This is a genomic window from Micromonospora sp. FIMYZ51 (assembly GCF_038246755.1).
GTDB lineage: Bacteria > Actinomycetota > Actinomycetes > Mycobacteriales > Micromonosporaceae > Micromonospora.
On record NZ_CP134706.1, the window covers coordinates 4,361,717 to 4,379,029 of the forward strand.

General features: G+C 73.7%; 14 protein-coding genes. 12 read left to right on the forward strand and 2 right to left on the reverse strand.

Going from position 1 to position 17,313, the window contains the following annotated elements; all coding sequences use genetic code 11:
- The first annotated feature begins 8 nt into the window (after nucleotides 1-8).
- From QQG74_RS19775 to QQG74_RS19815, 9 genes are all read left to right on the forward strand, one after another.
- On the forward strand, nucleotides 9-2,201 hold the full coding sequence (locus QQG74_RS19775; RefSeq protein ID WP_341716250.1) for a hypothetical protein: 2,193 nt from the start codon (nucleotides 9-11) through the stop codon (nucleotides 2,199-2,201).
- 136 nt (nucleotides 2,202-2,337) lie between these two features.
- The gene (locus QQG74_RS19780; protein ID WP_204034411.1) at nucleotides 2,338-2,775 is read left to right on the forward strand and encodes a phage tail protein; all 438 of its coding nucleotides are present in this window, start codon (nucleotides 2,338-2,340) and stop codon (nucleotides 2,773-2,775) included.
- A gap of 4 nt (nucleotides 2,776-2,779) precedes the next feature.
- Nucleotides 2,780-3,550 (forward strand): LysM peptidoglycan-binding domain-containing protein, encoded by a 771-nt coding sequence (locus QQG74_RS19785; protein ID WP_341716251.1) that lies wholly within the window; start codon nucleotides 2,780-2,782, stop codon nucleotides 3,548-3,550.
- On the forward strand, nucleotides 3,540-5,282 hold the full coding sequence (locus QQG74_RS19790) for a VgrG-related protein (protein ID WP_341716252.1): 1,743 nt from the start codon (nucleotides 3,540-3,542) through the stop codon (nucleotides 5,280-5,282). Before QQG74_RS19785 ends, QQG74_RS19790 begins: the two co-directional genes overlap by 11 nt.
- 42 nt (nucleotides 5,283-5,324) lie before the next feature.
- Nucleotides 5,325-5,606, forward strand: coding sequence for a PAAR domain-containing protein (locus QQG74_RS19795; RefSeq protein WP_341716253.1), 282 nt, complete (start codon nucleotides 5,325-5,327; stop codon nucleotides 5,604-5,606).
- A 5-nt stretch (nucleotides 5,607-5,611) separates the two neighbouring features.
- Nucleotides 5,612-6,022, forward strand: a complete 411-nt coding sequence (locus QQG74_RS19800) for a GPW/gp25 family protein (protein WP_341716254.1) — start codon at nucleotides 5,612-5,614, stop codon at nucleotides 6,020-6,022.
- Nucleotides 6,022-7,977: a putative baseplate assembly protein gene (locus QQG74_RS19805; protein WP_341716255.1), complete on the forward strand. Its 1,956-nt coding sequence runs from the start codon at nucleotides 6,022-6,024 to the stop codon at nucleotides 7,975-7,977. Before QQG74_RS19800 ends, QQG74_RS19805 begins: the two co-directional genes overlap by 1 nt.
- Before the next feature lie 28 nt (nucleotides 7,978-8,005).
- Nucleotides 8,006-8,533 carry a phage tail protein gene (locus QQG74_RS19810; RefSeq protein WP_341716256.1) on the forward strand — a complete coding sequence of 176 codons (528 nt, stop codon included), beginning with the start codon at nucleotides 8,006-8,008 and terminating at the stop codon, nucleotides 8,531-8,533.
- A gap of 446 nt (nucleotides 8,534-8,979) precedes the next feature.
- Nucleotides 8,980-9,726 (forward strand): hypothetical protein, encoded by a 747-nt coding sequence (locus QQG74_RS19815; protein ID WP_341716257.1) that lies wholly within the window; start codon nucleotides 8,980-8,982, stop codon nucleotides 9,724-9,726.
- Here the strand turns inward: QQG74_RS19815 and QQG74_RS19820 are convergent.
- Nucleotides 9,641-12,535: a BTAD domain-containing putative transcriptional regulator gene (locus QQG74_RS19820; RefSeq protein ID WP_341716258.1), complete on the reverse strand. Its 2,895-nt coding sequence runs from the start codon at nucleotides 12,533-12,535 to the stop codon at nucleotides 9,641-9,643. The two genes, QQG74_RS19815 and QQG74_RS19820, sit on opposite strands and share 86 nt — an antisense overlap.
- A gap of 275 nt (nucleotides 12,536-12,810) precedes the next feature.
- Here QQG74_RS19820 and QQG74_RS19825 point away from each other — a divergent pair, with 275 nt between their 5' ends.
- The 3 genes from QQG74_RS19825 (at nucleotide 12,811) to QQG74_RS19835 (ending at nucleotide 15,860) form a co-directional block, all read left to right on the forward strand.
- On the forward strand, nucleotides 12,811-14,157 hold the full coding sequence (locus tag QQG74_RS19825) for an MFS transporter (RefSeq protein WP_341716259.1): 1,347 nt from the start codon (nucleotides 12,811-12,813) through the stop codon (nucleotides 14,155-14,157).
- Nucleotides 14,158-14,292: 135 nt separating this feature from the next.
- Nucleotides 14,293-15,486, forward strand: coding sequence for a D-arabinono-1,4-lactone oxidase (locus QQG74_RS19830; RefSeq protein ID WP_341716260.1), 1,194 nt, complete (start codon nucleotides 14,293-14,295; stop codon nucleotides 15,484-15,486).
- Nucleotides 15,483-15,860: a sensory rhodopsin transducer gene (locus QQG74_RS19835; protein ID WP_341716261.1), complete on the forward strand. Its 378-nt coding sequence runs from the start codon at nucleotides 15,483-15,485 to the stop codon at nucleotides 15,858-15,860. The genes QQG74_RS19830 and QQG74_RS19835 overlap by 4 nt, the downstream gene beginning before the upstream one ends.
- 12 nt (nucleotides 15,861-15,872) lie before the next feature.
- Here QQG74_RS19835 and QQG74_RS19840 read toward each other — a convergent pair whose 3' ends face one another.
- Nucleotides 15,873-17,120: a cytochrome P450 gene (locus tag QQG74_RS19840; protein ID WP_341716262.1), complete on the reverse strand. Its 1,248-nt coding sequence runs from the start codon at nucleotides 17,118-17,120 to the stop codon at nucleotides 15,873-15,875.
- Nucleotides 17,121-17,313: the final 193 nt, after the last annotated feature.

The window sequence follows — 17,313 nt, forward strand, 5'->3', positions numbered from 1 at the left end:
CCGGCCCGGTGACGAGCCACGGCGCCGGCCCGGTGACGAGCCACGAGCCGGGCGCGGTCAGCGCGTCCGATCCGGGGCCGGGCACGTCGCCCGCGCTTCGCTTGCCGCCGGCCGAGCTGCCGGGGCCGGCGCCGGAACTGCCGCTGGCGACGCCGACGCGGCCGGTACCGCTGGAGCCGGTGTTGGTCAGCCGGCTGGTGACCGCGCCACCACCACCCGTGGAGCGGCACCTGCCCACGGTCAGTTCGCCGGCCGCCGAGGCGCAGCACAGCGGCGCACCGTCCACCGCCGAGCCGGTCGAGGTCGCGCAGCCAGGCGGCGGATCAGCCGACTCAGCCGACGTGCCCACGCTGGGCCGTGAACCCGTTGATCCGGTGTGGTCCGCCGGTGACCCACCCGCCGTCGAGGATCCGGGCCGCAGCGCGTCGGCGGACCAGGCCGAACCATCGGGAGCCTCCGGCGGGCCGCCGCTCGACCTGGCCGTGCAGCGGAGTTCGCCGGACGTTTCGCGACCGCCCCGCCGGCTCGGTCTCGGCGAACCCATCGTCTCGCCGCTGTTCCCACCGCGCGAGGCCACGTCGCCGGCCGCACCGGTGCAGCGCGTGCCGGCCGACAGCCCATCCCCGCCCCCGCTGGTCCACCGGCCGGCCGCCACCGACCAACCGGCCACCGGCCCGAGCACCGACGCCGGTCAGCCGGACGGCATCGACCGGGGGACGACCGAGAGCGGTGCGGGCCCCGGCGACCAGGCGGGACTGGTCGGAGAGACGGTCGTCGCGCGCCTCGCCGCCGATGCCGACCCCGGCGGTTCCGGCAGTTCCTCCCCCGGCTCTTCCCCAGCCGACGTCGGCTTCGACGCCGACGCCGGCCCCCGTACCGACGGCGGCGACGAGCTACCGGTCGTCGGCGCACCAGCGGCCCGGAGCGCGCCGGGCGGCGGGGCTGGCGCGTCGGCAAGTGTGCAGACGTTCGTGCCGCCGGAGGGCGAGCGGCCCGCCGAGGCGCAGCTGGCGCCCCTGCTCGGCCAACCCTCCACGGCGACGCCGGCCAGCGGCGGCGAGCCGGCACCGCCCCGGGTCGCCCCACCGGGCCCGGCCGGCACATCCGACCGGGCACCGGACTCCGACGTCGGCAGCACCGCCGGGAGTGCCGAACTGCCGGTGGTGTCCCGGCTGGCCACGCCCGTTTCCGCAGCCGATTCCCCGGTCCGGCCGACCGGTGGTGGCGCGAGCGCCACCCCGACCGGCAGCGCCACCCCGACCGGCAGCGCCATCCCGACCGGCAGCGTCACCCCGACCGGCAGTGCGGCAACGACCGGCAGCGCCACGTGGCAGGCACCTGCCAGCTTCGACGGCGGCACGGCCGCCACCGTCGGCACGGACGCGCCCACCGACGGCATCGCGCAGTCCGGTGCCGGGTCCGACACCGTCGGCCTGGTTGGTGGCTACGGCGAACCGCCGGATCAGCCGGACGGTTCGAGTGGGCAGCCCGACGCCGCACCGGCGGCACTGCCCCTGGTGGTGGCCCGGTTGGTCGGCGACCGCCCGATCCGGTCGCTTACCGGCGAGCTACCCGAGCCGGCGGCTCCCGCCGGTCCGAGCGTGCAACGGGTGAGCTGGCAGCACCACGAGGCGCGGGCGGATGCCGTCCCGCTCACCGCCGCCGCGCCGGACCACTCCCAGCCGCGCACCGAGGCACAACTGCCGGCCGCCGTGGGCGGCTCGGCTCCCGGCGGGGCGGGCGGCGGCGGCACGCCGGTCCAGCGCTGGGTGGGTGCGCTGCCCGGCTCACCGCCCCCGTCCGGCCGGTCCGGTTCGGGCGTCGGCAACACCCCGGTCAGCGGCGGCACCACCCCGGTCACCAGCCTCACCAGTTCCGGCGGTGGTGGCACCCCGATGACGTTCTTCACCGGCCCCGGCAGCGACGGCGCCCCGATGACGTACCTCGTCAGCTCCGGGGCGGGCGGCGTTGCGGCGGCGTACTCCGAGGGCCCGGGCGGCTCGTTGCCCGTGCAGCGGGCCGACTCGACGGCGGCGCCAACCGGCGACCCGCCCCGGCGGATTTCTCCAGCCCGCCCCCGCCCGACCCGCCGGCCGTGCCGGCGACCACGGCGGCACCGCCGCCCGGTGACGTCCCGGCGGCCGGACAGTCGGCCACGCCGGGCGCGCCCGGCGCCGGACTGGAGCCCGAGGAGCTGCTGAAGAAGCTGTACGACCCGCTGCTGCGCCGGTTGAAGACCGAGTTGCGCCTCGACCGGGAGCGGCACGGGGTGCTCGGCGGACCCGGCTGACCGCCCCACCGCGTCGCGAACCAGCGCCGAACGACCAGGAGGAATGGATGACCAAGGACGAGGTCGCCGTCGCGATCGCCTTCGTCGTCAAGATCGACGATCAGGATCTCGGCGCGTTCAACACCTGTGACGGGCTGGGCTGCGAGGTGGTGGTGGAGCAGCGTGAGGAGGGCGGCAACAACGGCCACGTCTGGCAGTTGCCGACCCGGATGAAGTTCTCAAACGTCAAGCTCTCCCGGCCGATCACGGCGGACAGCACCAAGTTGATGCGCTGGTTCTCCGGCATGGCCAACGGGATCACCCGCAAGACCGCCACGATCGAGGCCCGCACGTTGGAGGGCACCGTGATCGCCCGCTGGGGACTGCTCGACGTCATCCCGGTGAAGTGGTCCGGGCCGCAGCTCAGCCCGGACAGCCCGAAGGTCGCCGTGGAGACCCTGGAGCTGGCCCACCACGGCTTCTTCGGCCCCGGGGCCGGGGGGTGAGACCGTGAGCGCCTCACCTGTCACGTTCACCGCCGCCGGCAGCCCCGCCGGCCGGGGCGGCGGGGCACCGCCGCAGTTGACCCACGCCTACCTCCAGTTGCACGAGCCGCCCCGCAACGGCGGCACCGCCTCACCCGGGCCGAAGCTGAGCCAGATCCCGTTCCAGTTCAACCCCAAGGAACTGGCGCTGACCAAGACCGCCAAGTGGAAGCGGGACGCCCAGCGCAACGCGAAGAAGAGCGGCGTGCCGGAGTTCACCGGGTCGGATCCGTGCAAGCTGAGCCTGGAGATGTTCTTCGACGCCACCGACACCATGGACAGCTCGGTGGTGAAGCGGGTCGAGGAACTCTTCGCCTGCTGCGTACCGACCGACGCCAGCCGGCAGCAGAAGAAGGGGTCGCCGCCGTGGGTGGTGTTCCACTGGGGCGGTATGGTCGGCTTCCCGTCCTTCGTGGCCAGTGTCAACGCCAAGTACACCCTGTTCACCCCGGGTGGGACGCCGGTGCGGGCGCTGTGCACGGTGACGCTTGAGGAGATCTCCGGCGAGCAGCCGGGGCAGAACCCCACCTCCGGCGCGCTGGCCGCCCGGGACATCCACGTGGTCGTCGCCGGGGACACCCTGCACTCGGTGGCCTATCAGGCGTACGGGCGGGCGGGGCTGTGGCGGCAGATCGCCGAGGCGAACGAGATCGACGACCCGATGCGGCTGCGTCCCGGCACCGCCCTGCTGGTGCCCGCACCCGAGGAACTGACGGACGGTGCCCGTGGCCAATGAGCAGTTCGCAAACGCCCTCCTGGTCGAGGTGGCCGGCAGCCCGTTGCCCGCTGAGATCGCGGCGCTGCTGACGTACGCGGCGGTGGACGACAGCCGCAACCTGCCCGACCGGTTCGTGCTGCGCTACCGCGACCCGGACCGCAGCGTGCTGGCCAAGGGCGGCTTCACCATCGGCGCGCCGGTGCGGCTGAGCGTGCAGACCTCCGACCCGGGTGGTCCGGCGCTCCTGCTCAGCGGCGAGGTGACCGCCCTGGAGTGCGAACTGGACACGACCGGCACGTTCAGCGAGGTACGCGGCCTCGACCTGGCGCACCGGCTGCTGCGCGGTCGGCGGGTTGCCGCGTACCCGGGGATGAGCGTGCCCGACATCGTGCGGAAGGTGGCGCAGCGGGCCGGGCTGAAGGCGGGCCGGATCGACCCGGTGGCGGGCATCGGCGGCGAGCCGGAGACACAGCTCAGCCAGGACAACGTCAGCGACTGGGCCTTCCTGCACCGGCTGGCGGAACTGGTCGGCGCGCAGGTGATGGTGCTCGACGGCGAGTTGCACCTGCGGATGCCCGAACCACCGGCCGGCGCGCCCGACCCGTCCGCGCGGGCCACCCAGGACCCGCTGGTGCTGGAGGTCAACCAGAATTTGATCGCGCTGCGCGCCGGGGTCACCGCTACCGCGCAGGTGCCCGAGGTGGGCGCACGCGGCTGGGATCCGGCCACGAAGCGGGCGGTCAGTTCGACGGCGACGCCGAAGGTGCCCGGTGCCGAGGGGATCGGGGTCAACCCGGCCGAGCTGGGAAAGAAGGTCGGCAGCCCGCCGTACCTGGTCGCCGATCCGACCCTCGGCACGGACGCCGCGGTCCGGACGGTTTCCGACGCGCTCGCCGGTGAGCTTGGTGCCGGCTGTGCCGAGATCGAGGGGGTGGCGAAGGGGAACGCCCGGCTACGCGCGGGCACGGCGGTGGCGCTTGCCAACATCGGCGAACCGTTCCAGGGCAGGTACGTGCTGACCAGCACCCGGCACGTCTTCAGCGAGCAGGCCGGCTACACCACGGCGTTCACCGTCTCCGGCCGCTCCGACCGCTCGCTGTACGGGCTGACCGCGGGCGGGGCGGTGCCGGACCGGCCTGCTCAGGGCCTCGTTCCGGCGGTGGTCAGCGACGTGAAGGATCCGAAGAAGCTGGGCCGGGTCCGGCTCACCCTGCCGTGGCTGGACGAGAAGTACACCACCGGTTGGGCCCGGGTGGTGCAGCCCGGTGCGGGCGCGGACCGGGGGGCGGTGCTGCTGCCGGAGGTGGGCGACGAGGTGCTTGTCGGGTTCACCGGCGGCAACCTGGACGCCGCGTACGTCCTCGGCGGGCTGCACAACGGCAAGGATGCGCCGCCGAAGCTGGACACCGACGCGGTGGACGGTGGCAGCGGCCGGATCGCCGCGCGGGCGCTGGTCTCCCGCACCGGCCACCGGTTGGAGTTGCTGGAGGCCGGCAGCGGTCCGGACGGGGTACTGATCGCCACCGGCGACCGGAAGTTCACCGTGCGGTTGGACCGCACCGGCAAGCAGATCGAGATCGTCAGCGACGGCAAGGTGAGCGTCCAGGCTCGAAACGGGATCAGCCTGGACGCCGGCACCGGGTCGCTGGAGCTGGCGGGGCAGCGGGTGACGGTCTCGGCAAAGGGTGACCTGAGCGTCGAGGGACAGGGCCCGGTCACCGTTCGTGGCGCCGTGGTCCGGATCAACTGAACAACCCGGCCGACGGGTCGGCCGCACCGAAGGGAGAGGGCCGTGCCACCAGCCGCACGCGTCGGCGATCCGACCGCTCACCCGGGGACGATCGGCGGCCCCGGTGTGCCCACCGTGTTGATCGGCGGGCAGCCCGCGGCGACCGTCGGCACCATCCACACCTGCGCCTTCCCGGGCGTCCCACCGCATCCGCCGTCGCCGCTCGTGCCACCCGGCTGTCCCACGGTGCTGATCGGTGGGCGGCCGGCCGCCCGGGTCGGTGACCTGAGCGGCTGCGGCGCCCCGATCATCGTCGGCTGCCCGACCGTGCTGATCGGCGGGTGAGGCGGATGGCCACGGATTTCGTCGGCGCCGGTTGGGCGTTCCCACTGCGTACCGACCCGACCGGCGGGATCGCGCTGGTCCGGGGGGACCGGGAGGTGGTGGAGAGCATCCGGCTGATCCTCGGCACCGCACCCGGTGAACGGCCCGGCCGGCCCGAGTTCGGCTGCGCCATCCACGAGTTGGTGTTCGCGCCGGCCGACCCGTCCACCGCCGGTCAGGTGGCCTACCAGGTACGGCTGGCGCTGGAGCGGTGGGAGCCGCGCATCGAACTGGACGACGTGCTTGTCGACTTCGCCGACGCCGCCCGGGGCACCCTGCACATCGACATCCGCTACCGGCTGCGCCAGGACAACGACCCGCGCAACCTGGTCTTCCCGTTCTATGTGATCCCCACGCACGATCCCGGAGCCGAGTGATGGCCCTGCCCGCACCGAACCTCGACGACCGCCGGTTCCAGGATCTGGTGGACGACGCGAAGCGCCTGGTGCAGCGGCGCTGCCCGGAGTGGACCGACCACAACGTCTCCGATCCGGGGGTGACCCTGATCGAGACGTTCGCGTACATGGTCGACCAGATGCTCTACCGGCTCAACCGGGTGCCGGACCGGCACTACGTGAAGTTCCTCGACCTGCTCGGCATCACCCCGTTTCCACCGGCGGTGGCCTCCACGGACGTCACGTTCTGGCTCTCCGCGCCCCGGGACGCGCCGGTCGTGGTGCCGGCCGGCACGCACGTGGCGACCGTCCGGGCGGAGAACGTCGAGCCGGTCACCTTCGAGACGCTGCGCGAACTGGCCGTGCCACCGTGCCGGCTGCTGCGGGTGGTGACGGTGCCGGCTGGGGGCCAGCCGACGGACCGCACCGGTGAGCTGCACGGCCCGGACCGGCTACCGGCTTTCGCCGACCCGCCGGTGGCCGGCGACGCGGTGCTGTTCGGGCTCGACGAGCCGGTGCCGGGCTGTGCGGTGCTGCTCACCATGGACTGGGAGGTCGCCGGGCGCGGCGTGGACCCGACGAACCCGCCGCTGGTGTGGGAGGCGTTGACCGACGAAGGCTGGGTGGAGTGCCCGGTGGAGCGGGACAGCACGGGCGCGCTCAACCGGGCCGGCGAGGTGGTGCTGCACGTGCCGACCGGACACAGCGCTTCGGTGGTCGCGCGGCACCGCGCCGGCTGGTTGCGCTGCCGGCTGCGCCAGCCCACACCGGGTCAGCCGTTCTTCAACGCCCCGCCCCGGTTGGGCCGGGCCGAGGCGGCCACCGTCGGCGGCACGGTGGAGGCCTGCCACGCGGAACTGATCGCCGGGGAGAACCTGGGCGCCTCCGAGGGGGTACCCGGTCAGCGGTTCTCGGTCCAGCGGGCACCGATCGTGGCCGCCGACGGCGCGATCGAGATCGAGGTGAGCAGCACCGACGGCTGGCAGATCTGGCAGGAGGTGCCGACCTTCGCCGACTCGCGGCCGGAGGATCGGCACGTCTGCGTGGACCGGGCCACCGGGGAGATCCGCTTCGGGCCGGCCGTCCGGCAGCCCGACGGCACCATCAGCCAGTACGGGGCGGTGCCCCCGAAGGGCGCGGTGGTCCGGATCCCGGCCTACCGCACCGGCGGCGGCCGGTCGGGCAACGTGGCGGCCCGCACGCTCAGCGTGCTGCGCGACCCGGTGCCGTTCGTGTCGACGGTGACCAACCGGGCCGCCGCGACCGGCGGGGTGGACGGCGAGTCGCTGGCCGAGACGTCGGTACGGGGGCCGCTGACCCTGCGGACCCGGGAGCGGGCGGTCACCGCCGAGGATTACGAGCAACTGTCCCGGCAGGCTGCGCCGGAGGTGCAGCGGGTGCGGTGCGTACCGGCGGGCGAGAACTCCGCGGCGGTGCGGGTGCTGGTGGTGCCCGCGTTGGGTGAGCACCGCGACGCCGACGACGACGCGGCCCGGTTCGCCGCGTTGCGCCCCCGCGACGAGATCCTGGAGCGGATTCGGAGTTTTCTCGACTCCCGCCGCTGTGTGGGTGCCCGGGTGCTGGTGGAGCCGCCGTTCTACCAGGGGGTCACGGTGGTCGCCCAGGTCCGCGCCCGGTCCCGGGCCAGCGGTTCCGGCGCTGACCTGCGTCGCCGGGCGGTGCGGGCGCTCTACGACTACCTGGATCCGGTGCGGGGCGGCCCGGAGGGCACCGGCTGGCCCTTCGGGCGGCCGGTGCAGTCCGGTGAACTGCATGCGGTGCTGCAACGTGTCGCCGGGGTCGACCTGGTCGAGGAGGTACGCCTCTTCGGCGCCGATCCGACAAGCGGAGAACGCGGCGAGGCCGTGCAACGCCTCGAACTCGACGTCAACGCGCTCGCCTTCTCCTACGGCCACCAGGTGCGGGTGACCGGGTGACGGGCTGCGGCGTGGAGGTCAGGAGGGGATGATGCGGGGTTCGGTACCGGGGCTGGTCAGCCCGCACCCGATCGGGCAGCAGTTGCCCGCGGTCTACCTGGAGGACGACTTCGCGCAGCGGTTCACCGCCGGCCTCGACGAGGTGCTGGCACCGATCCTGCTGACGTTGGACTGCCTCGACGCCTACTTCGACCTGGAGTTGACGCCGCCGGACTTCCTGGACTGGCTGGCCGGCTGGGTCGCCGCGCCGTCGGACGGCAACCGGCCGGCGCAGGCCCGCCGCGAACTGGTCCGGCATGCGGTGGAGCTGCACCGTTGGCGCGGCACCGCGCGGGGCGTCGAACTGGCGCTGCGGGTCGCCACCGGAGCCCGCGTGGAGGTCACCGACAACGGTGGCGTGAGCTGGTCGGCGACGCCGACCGGCGAGCCGCCGGCCGAGGAGGCTCCACAGGTCCGGGTACGGGTCCACGGTGACGTCGACGAGGCATTGGTGCGCCAGGTGCTGACCTCCGCCGTGCCGGCCCACGTCCGGGCGACCCTGGAGATCCTGCCATGATCACTTGTGCCGAGTGCGGCGCGACAAACGAGGCCGGCGCCCAGTTCTGCGGGACGTGCGGCGAGTTCCTGTGGGACAGTTCGTCGCGGGCCGAGCAGCCGACCGAGCGGGTACGGACGAAGACCCCGCCCGGCCAGCAGGATCAGGCCGGGCACGAGCGGCGGCCCGCGGCAACCCCGCCCGACGCACCCCGGCAGGGACAGCCCGCCGGGCCGCCCGCCGCGCCGGAACCGGCACCACCGGACGCACCGAAACCCGGGCAGTCCGCGGCACCGAAACCAGTGCCACTCGACGCACCGAAACCCGGGCAGCCCGACGCGCCGAAACCAGTCCAGCCTGACGCGCCGAAACCAGTCCAGCCCGGGGCGCCGAGACCCGTGCAGCCCGGGCCGTCGGAGCCCGCGCCGGATTCGGCGCAGAGCACGACACGGCCGCCGGACGCCCGGGTGACCTGCCCGAATTCGGCCTGCGGCGCGCTGAACGACCCGGGCCGGCGGTTCTGTCTGCGCTGCGGTACGTCGTTGGTCGTCGCGGCGGCCACCACCGAACGCAAACGCACCTGGTGGCAACGGTTCTGGGACTGGTTGCGTGGGCGGGGGTCCCGCCGTCGCCGAAGCCTGCGCGACGAGGAACGCCGGGTCGGCGCCGCCGCCCGCCGGATCCTGCTGATCATGCTGGCCGTCTGCCTCGTGGCGGTGCTGGCCGTGGTCGGGCCGCCCCTGGCCCGGCGCGGACTGGAGGCGATCCGCGACCGCACCCAGAATCCGACCTCGCTCGTACCCACCTCGGTGGTCGCCTCGTCGGAGGCGCCCGGCTCGGGCGCCAACCGGCTCACCGACGGGGCGAGCAACCGGTACTGGGCACCGACCGGCAAGGCCGTCGACTCGTGGGTGGAGGGACGCTTCAACGAGCCGGTACGGCTGCTCACGGTGGTGATCACCCCGGGCGTCAGTCCACGACGGCAGGCCTACCTCGCCGCGGGACGCCCCCGGGAGCTGACCGTGATCACCGTGGACGCCGAGGGCGAGGAGCAGAGCACCGACATCGAGCTGGTCGACGAGCCCGGCGAGCAGCACTTCGAGGTGCCCAGGCCGGACCTGGTGCGGATCAGGCTGGTTGTCCGCTCGACGTACGGTCCCGGGCTGATCCCGGCCGTGGCGATCGGGGAAGCGGAATTCTTCGGTCGGCGGTGATCGTGACCGGCGACGGGGCACCCGCCACCACGGCCGGGTCCAGCCCGAGCGAGACGAGCACGTCGGCGTACCGGCGGCGGGCGTGTGCCGCCGCAGCGGCGTTGCCGGCCCGGTCGTGCGCGGCGATCAGCGCCCGCCAGCCGGCATCGTGGCAGGAGTCGATCTCGACGCAGCGGGCCGCCATCGCCATCGCCGACTCCACCTCGTCGCCGCGCAGGGCGGCCTCGGCGAGCCGGGCCGCCGCGTCGGCCGCCTGGCGGCGCAGGGTCTCCCGCTCGGCCACCACCCACTCCGCCGGGCCGTCCTCGGGCAGCAACTCACCGGCGTACGCGGCCATTGCCGCCCGCAGGTCGTCCAGGGCCCGGGGGTCGGTGGGAGCGCGCCGGGCGACCCGCTGCACCGCGCGCCGGAACTCGCTGACGTCACACCACGCGTCCGGTGGCAGCGCCAACAGGTACGCGTCGCCGTCGCGGTGCAGCAGCGTCTCCCGGTCGCCGTGCGGCAGTTGGGTGTCGAGGAAGCGACGCAGGCTGGAGAGGGCGACGTGCAGGCTCCGGGTGGCCGTCGCCGGGTCGGTGTCCGGCCAGAGCGCGTCGAGCAGCCGGTCGCGATGCACCGGTGCGGCCCGCATGGCGAGCATCCGGGCCAGCGCCCGGGCCCGGGGACGCAACGGAGTCCAGTTCAGCGGCTCGCCGCGCAGGCAGATCTGGAACCCGCCGAAGCAGCGTACGGTCAGCGGGGCGGTGCGGGGCACGGCCGCCGACGGCGGGGCCTCGGGGGTGAGCCAGGCGGACACCGCCGCCTGGGGCAGCCCGGCGTGCTCGGTGGCGGCGTGCAGGGCGGTCAGCGCGTTGCTGCGGCCGGGCCCGGCCGGCACCCCGGCCGCGAGGGCGAGCACCCGTGCCCCCGGCACTCCGGCGGCCCGCGCGGTACTCTCCGCCCGCCGGACCTCGACCTCGGCGTCCGGCACCCGGGTACGCACGGCGGCCAGCGCGAGCAGGGACTGCGCCCAGGCGGCCAGCACTCCGGCGTCCAGCGCGCGGGCCCGGTCGAGCAGCCGGGTCGCCTCCTCCGGTGCGAGCCCGCCGTGCAGCGACCGGGCCAGTGTCACGCATCCCGCCGCGAGCAGTGCGCCCCACGGGTCACCAAGCCGGTCGCACTCCTCCACGACCGCGGCGGCCTCCTTCAGGTCAGGCTCCGCCCCGCTCAGCGCCGGTACCGCCCGGGCCAGCCGGACCAGCCAGGGCAGTCCCGCGCGGTCGGCGGCCAGGCCCACGGCGGCGACCATGGTGACCGCCCGTGGCTCGGCGCGGGCCACCGCGACGGCGGCCCGTAGCAGCCGGCCGGCGAGCCCCACCAGGCCGGTGTCGGCCCAGGTCTCCTGCTCCAGTACGCGCAACGCCTCGGTGACGTGCCCGGCCAGCAGCGAGGCGGCGGCTCGGACCAGCACGTCCTCGGCGCCGGCCAGCCGCTCCGCCTCCCCGACCACGACTGCCGGGTGCCGGCGGGTGGCGGTACGCAGCCAGCCCGACCAGTGCCCGCGCCAGTGCGGCGTGTCCGGCAGCCAGGCCGTCACGTCCGCGCGCAGGGATCGGCAGCGGGCCGCACCCGGACCGGCGCCGAAGAGTTCCTCGGCCCGACGCAGCAGTGGTGCCGCCGCCGCCAGTTGTCCCTCGTTGATCCGGTGCTGGGCGTCGGCCAGCACCAGCCACGGATCCTCCGCGATGAACCAGGCCGGCAGCACGTCGGACCACGGGTCGAGACCGTGCACGGCGACGGCGCTGCCGGCGGCGTCGAGCAGCCGGTGCACCTCGGGCCACCGCTGGGCGCGGGCGAAGCAGCGCGCCGCCTCCAGCGTCGCGCCCTCCTCGGCGAGCAGTCGACCGGCGCGGGCATGCCAGTCCCGGGCCCCGACCTCCCCCTTCTCCTCGGTCAGCACGGCGGTGAGGTGGCCCCGGAGCACCTCGTGGTAGGTGAAGGACCGGCCGCCGTCGTGGGACACCGTGAACGCCTGGCGCCGTTCCAGTTCTTCCAGCGCCACCTGCGCGCCGCCGCTGTCCAGCAGCCGGTCGCACCGCTCGGCGGTAACGATCTCGAAGACCGAGGTGAGGACGAGGAACCGGTGCAGCTCGGGGGCCAGTTCCGCAAGTACGGTACGGGTGAGGTAGTCGCGGGACAGCGCCGAGCGGACCTTCAACGTGGCCACGGCGCGGCGCCGGTCGGACAGCGGCTGGCCCTGGGTGGAGAGGTGGTAGAGCTTCAGCCCGGCCGCCCATCCGCCGAGTCGACGGGCCAGTGCCGCCACGTCGTCGGCGGGCAGTGGTTCCCGGTAGACGTCCCGCAGCAGCCGCTCGACCTCCCAGGTGCGGAAGCGCAACTGCTCGGCGTCGACGACGACGCTGTCGGAGAACTCGTGCCGGGTCAGGATCAGCGGCGAGACCCGACGGGTGCCGATCAGGACGCTCAGGCCCTCGCCGGTCAGGGCGAGAGCCCGTTCCAACAGCACCGACTCCCCCGGCGAGCCCTCGATCAGGTGCAGGTCGTCGACGATCAGCAGCCCGTCGTCGCCGTTCGGCCGGGCCGCGTCGACGCGGGCCAGTACCAGCGCCGGATCCGCGTCCGCCGGCACGATCCGTAACCAGCGCACCGGCCCGTCGACCTGGTCGGCGTACTGGGCGAGCAGGGTGGTCTTGCCGCATCCGGCGGGCGCCACGACCAGGCCGAGCGACCGCGGTCGTACGCCCAGCGAGGTGATCAGCCTCGATCGCATGAGGCCCCGCGACGGGATGCGGGCAGACTCCGTCGACATCACGTACACCTCCCCCAAGGCCGCCCATGAGGACACGTTGCCGTGACCGCACCACCGCTCATGGTAGTCAGGGAAATCGCATCGTAGCTTTCGGTAATCCGACCCAGACCGTCGGATTTAAGTCGATTGACATCGATCACCTTGCCCTTCAGGTCGTCCGCGCCCGTACCGAGACGCTGCTGGCGTCCCTGCTCAACCGAGGTTTCCCGGCGGACCGGCCCGGCCGAGGACCGACGTGCGCGTTTGTCCGGCCCAGTCGGGGTACCGATGTGACGATGGCCGAGGACCGATCCCCCCGTGCGGACGCGTCCGAGCCCGGCGGTGTGCCGCCGGGCTCGGACGCGGTGCTCGTGCCGCCCGCCGGTGGGGTGCCCACGCCACCCCAGCGGGTCCGCTGGGCCGGCGCGGTGGCGGCGTTGCGCTGTCCGCCGTTCCGGACCTTCTGGGCGGGCTCGGTCTGCGCCAGCACGGCCACCTGGATGCTCAACCTGACCGTGCCGCTGCTGCTGTACCAGGCCACCGGTCGGGCCCTGTGGGCCGGGCTCGGCGCCTTCGCCCAGTTCGTACCGGCGATGCTCGGCTCGCCGGTCGGCGGGCTGCTGGCCGACCGCTACCCACGTCGGGCCGTGCTGGCCGTCTCGCAGGCCGTCACGTTGCTCGTCGCCCTGGTGCTGGCGCTGCTCAGCCGGGCGGACGCGGCGCCACCGGCGGCGTTGCTGACCCTGATCGCCCTCGCTGGCGCGGCGAACGGGGTGCAGACCCCCGCCTGGCAGAGCCTCATCCCCCAGTTGGTGCCCGCCCGTCACCTGCTCAACGCGATCTCACTCAACGCGATGCAGGCCAACCTGGCCCGGGCGCTGGGTCCGGTGCTGGCCACGGCGGTGCTGGTCCGGGCCGGTAGCACCGCCGCCTTCCTGGTGGCCGCCGCAGCCAACGTCCTGATGCTGCTCGCCCTCGCGGCGGTACGGCCCCGCCCGATCCAGGGCCCGACGTCGCGCAGGTCGATGCTCGCCCGGCTGCGCGACGGCGTGCGGTACACCCGCCGGGTGCCCGGTCTGCTGATCGCGGTGCTGCTCGCCGGCAGCGTGTCCTTCGTCAGTACGCCGATCGTGCAGCTCGCGGCGGTCTTCGCCACCGACGTCTACCACGCCGGTACCACCGGCGCCGGCCTGCTCGCCTCCGGACTGGGCACCGGTGCCGTCATCGGCGCGGTGCTGCTCAGCGTCTACGGCACCGGCCACCGGCGGGCCCGGGTCGCCGGGCTGGCGCTTACCGTGCACGGGCTCGCCACCCTCGCCCTGGCCGCGGCCCCGACGCTCTGGTCCGGGTTCGCCGCGGTGCTGCTGCTCGGGGTGAGCTACCTCGCGGTGCTCTCCAACGCCAACGTGACAATGCAGGTGCTGACGCCCGAGGCGTTGCGCGGCCGGGTCGCCTCGCTGTACTGGATGGCCTTCGCCGGTGGCTATCCGGCCGGTGCCCTGGTGCAGAGTTGGCTGGCGGACCTGATCGGGGTGCGGTGGGCGGTGGCGCTGACCGGGCTGGCACTGGGCCTGCTGGTGGTGTGGCTGCGGCGACGCCGGCTGCTGGAGGCCCTGGACGGTCCCGCACCACCCAGCCGGTGAACCGTGCCGGGCCCCACCTCACCCGGCCGGTGAGCGATCTTGTTTATCCGCGCAGGTCGCCGGGTAGCACCCCGGTTCACCAGCAGCACCGAGCCCGGCGTCCGTGACGCCGGGCCGTCGTTAGGAGGTGACCGCGTGCCCCGGGAATGGCGCAACTGGTCCGGCAGTATCCGGTGCACTCCCCGCGACGTGCTCACCCCGGCCGACGAATCCGAAGTGGTCGAGCTGGTACGGCGGGCCCGCGACAGCGGTACGACGCTGCGGCCGGTCGGCTCCGGACACTCGTCCAGCCCGCTGGTGCGTACCGACGGGTGGCTGGTCAGCGTCGACCGGCTCGCCGGTGTGCTCGCCCACGACGCCGAGCGGCGACGCGCCACGGTCGGGGCCGGCACCCGACTTGAGGACCTGGGCGAGGGCCTGTTCGACGCCGGGTTGGCGATGGAGAACCTCGGCGACGTCGACTACCAGACCATCGCCGGCGCCACCGCGACCGGCACCCACGGCACCGGTCCCCGGTTCGGCAACCTCTCCACCCAGATCGCCGAGGTACGCCTGGTCACCGGCACGGGTGAGGTGCTGGACATCTCGGCGCAACAGCACCCCGAACTGCTGCCGGCGGCCCGGCTCTCGCTCGGCGCGCTGGGCATCGTCACCCGCCTCACCCTGGACGTCCAGCCGCACTTCGAGGTGGTCCGCCGCACCTGGTGCGCGCCGGTGGAGTGGACGCTTGAGCACCGGGAGGAACTCCAGCAGCGGCACCGCAACCTCGACTTCTACTGGTACCCGCGCAGCAACCTGACCCAGGTACGCGCCCTGGACGATCGCCGCGACCCGCCCGAGCCGAGCTGGACCGGACCGATCCGGGAGTTGGAGAGCGGGCCGCTGCACCACAAGCTGCCCCAGGACCGTGACCTGCGGTTCGAGGAGATCGAGTACATGCTGCCCAGCGAGGCGTTCGAGGAGTGCTTCGCCGAGGTACGCCGCCGCGTCCTCGACCGGCACCGGGTGGCGGTGGCCTGGCGACTGCTGGTACGCACCATCGCCGCCGACGACATCTACCTGAGCAACGCCAACGACCGGGCCACCACCACCATCGCCTGCCTGCACAACGTCGGCCTGCCGCACGACGAGTACTTCGCCGACATGGAGTCGATCTTCCGGGACTTCGGGGGCCGCCCGCACTGGGGCAAGAAGCACTCGCTGACCGCCAAGGAGCTGCGCGGGCTCTACCCGGACTGGGACACCTTCGCCGACATCCGCCGCCGGCTCGACCCGGACGGCGTACTGCTCACCCCGGACCTCGCCCGGCTACTCGAGGAGGATCGATGACACCGATCGGCGCGACGACGTGGGTGGTACCCGGCGGACGCATCCCCTTTCCCAGCCACGGCGAGGAGCCGGAGTTCACCGGCTTCGACCAGCTCTGCGTGCTCAACACCGGCGACCGCCCCGCCGAGCTCGAACTGACCATCTACTACGAGCAGCAGGAGCCGGTCGGCCCGTATCCGCTGCGGGTGCCGGAGCGACGCATCCGCCACGTACGCCTCAACGACCTCGTCGATCCGGAGGCGATCCGGCTGGCCCGCCCGTACGGGATCGTCCTCACCTCCTCGGTACCGGTGGTGGTGCAGTTCCAGCGGCAGGACACCCGCCTGCCGGGCATGGTGGCGCTTACCGACGTCATCGCCCACCCCGGCGGCTGACCGCGACGCGGCTCAGGGAACGGCGACCGTCGCCGGTACGGCGAGCACGACACCGCTTGCGGGTCGGGTCGGAATGCGGTGCAGCGGGATGTCCAGATCCTGCTCCGGCACGTGGTAGTCGAGCCGGGCGAGCCGCACGGAGAGCGCCCGCAGCAGGGCGACGGTGATCTGCTCCCCCGGGCAACGGTGGCCGGTACGCGGGTCGCCACCGCCCTGCGGTACGAGGTCGAAGGGGCCGATGGGTCGGCCGATGAAACGCTGCGGGTCGAACCGGTACGGGTCGGGCCAGACTCGCGGGTCGTGATTCTGCCCGTACAGGTCGAGCAGGACGATGGCCCCGGCCGGAATGCGGGTGCCCTGCCAGGTCAGGTCGGTCGCGGCCCGACCGCCGACGAAGGGGGCGAACGGGTAGAAGCGCCGCACCTCGTGCGCGAACGCCTCGCTGAAAGCGGGATCGTCGGCGCGGAGCCGGTCGCGGTACTCCGGCCAGCGATGCAGCGCGTGCCCGGCGAACGCCACGAACCAGGTCACCGCGACGGTCGGTCGGATGACGTTGAGGATCTCGACGGCGGCGGTCTCCGCGTCCAGCAGCCGGCCGTCGCTGTCGCGGTGTTCCGCCACCGCCGCCAGCACCGACCCCTGCGGCGCCCGGACGTCGCCCGCCCTGATCTGGCGGACCAGGTCGGCCAGCCAGCGCTCCCGACGGCCCCGAGCCAGGCGTGCCTTCCAGTGGCGGGGTCCCGCCGTGGCGAAGCCGTCCACCATCGCGATCAGGTCCTCGGCGAGCGCGGGCAGGTCCGCCTCGTCCACCGCGATCCCGGTCCAGTCACAGACCGCGCGGGTCAACACCGCAGGGACCTCGTCGAAGAGCACGACCCGGCGACCCGCCCAGGAGTCCACGGCGGCGTCCCACGCCGCCTCGGTCCGCTCCACCAGGCCCTCGAACCCGCCGTTCATCAGCAGCGCGGTGAACATCGCCTTGCGGACCCGGTGCGGTTCGCCGTCGAGGGTGTGCACCGCGTCCTTGCCGAACAGCGTCCCCTGGAGCGGTTCCGGAATGGCGCCCGAGCGCCGGACGTGGCGTTCGTCGTAGAAGAACCGCACCGCCTCCGGGCCGTGCAACGCCACCGCGGTCTGCCCGAGCAGCCGGGTACGGTACACGTCCCCCGGCTGGCGGCGCATCCGGTTGGGCAGCCAGCCGTATCCCTGAATCGCGACGGTGAGGGTGTCGTCTACCCGTCCCAGCAGATCAAACAGCATGTGTTGGTGCTGCCCACTCCACCGCCTTCGAAACAAGGAAGGGCCCCTTGTTAACGCCTCCGGTAGTAAAGGGGCCCCCTCTTAACATCCGCAGCCATCGGCCCGCTCCGGTAACCAGGTGGCAACAGCCGAGCCGGGCAGCCTCCGGGCCGCTCGGCTCGTACCGGGTCGTTCGTCCGACCGACGCAAGTCA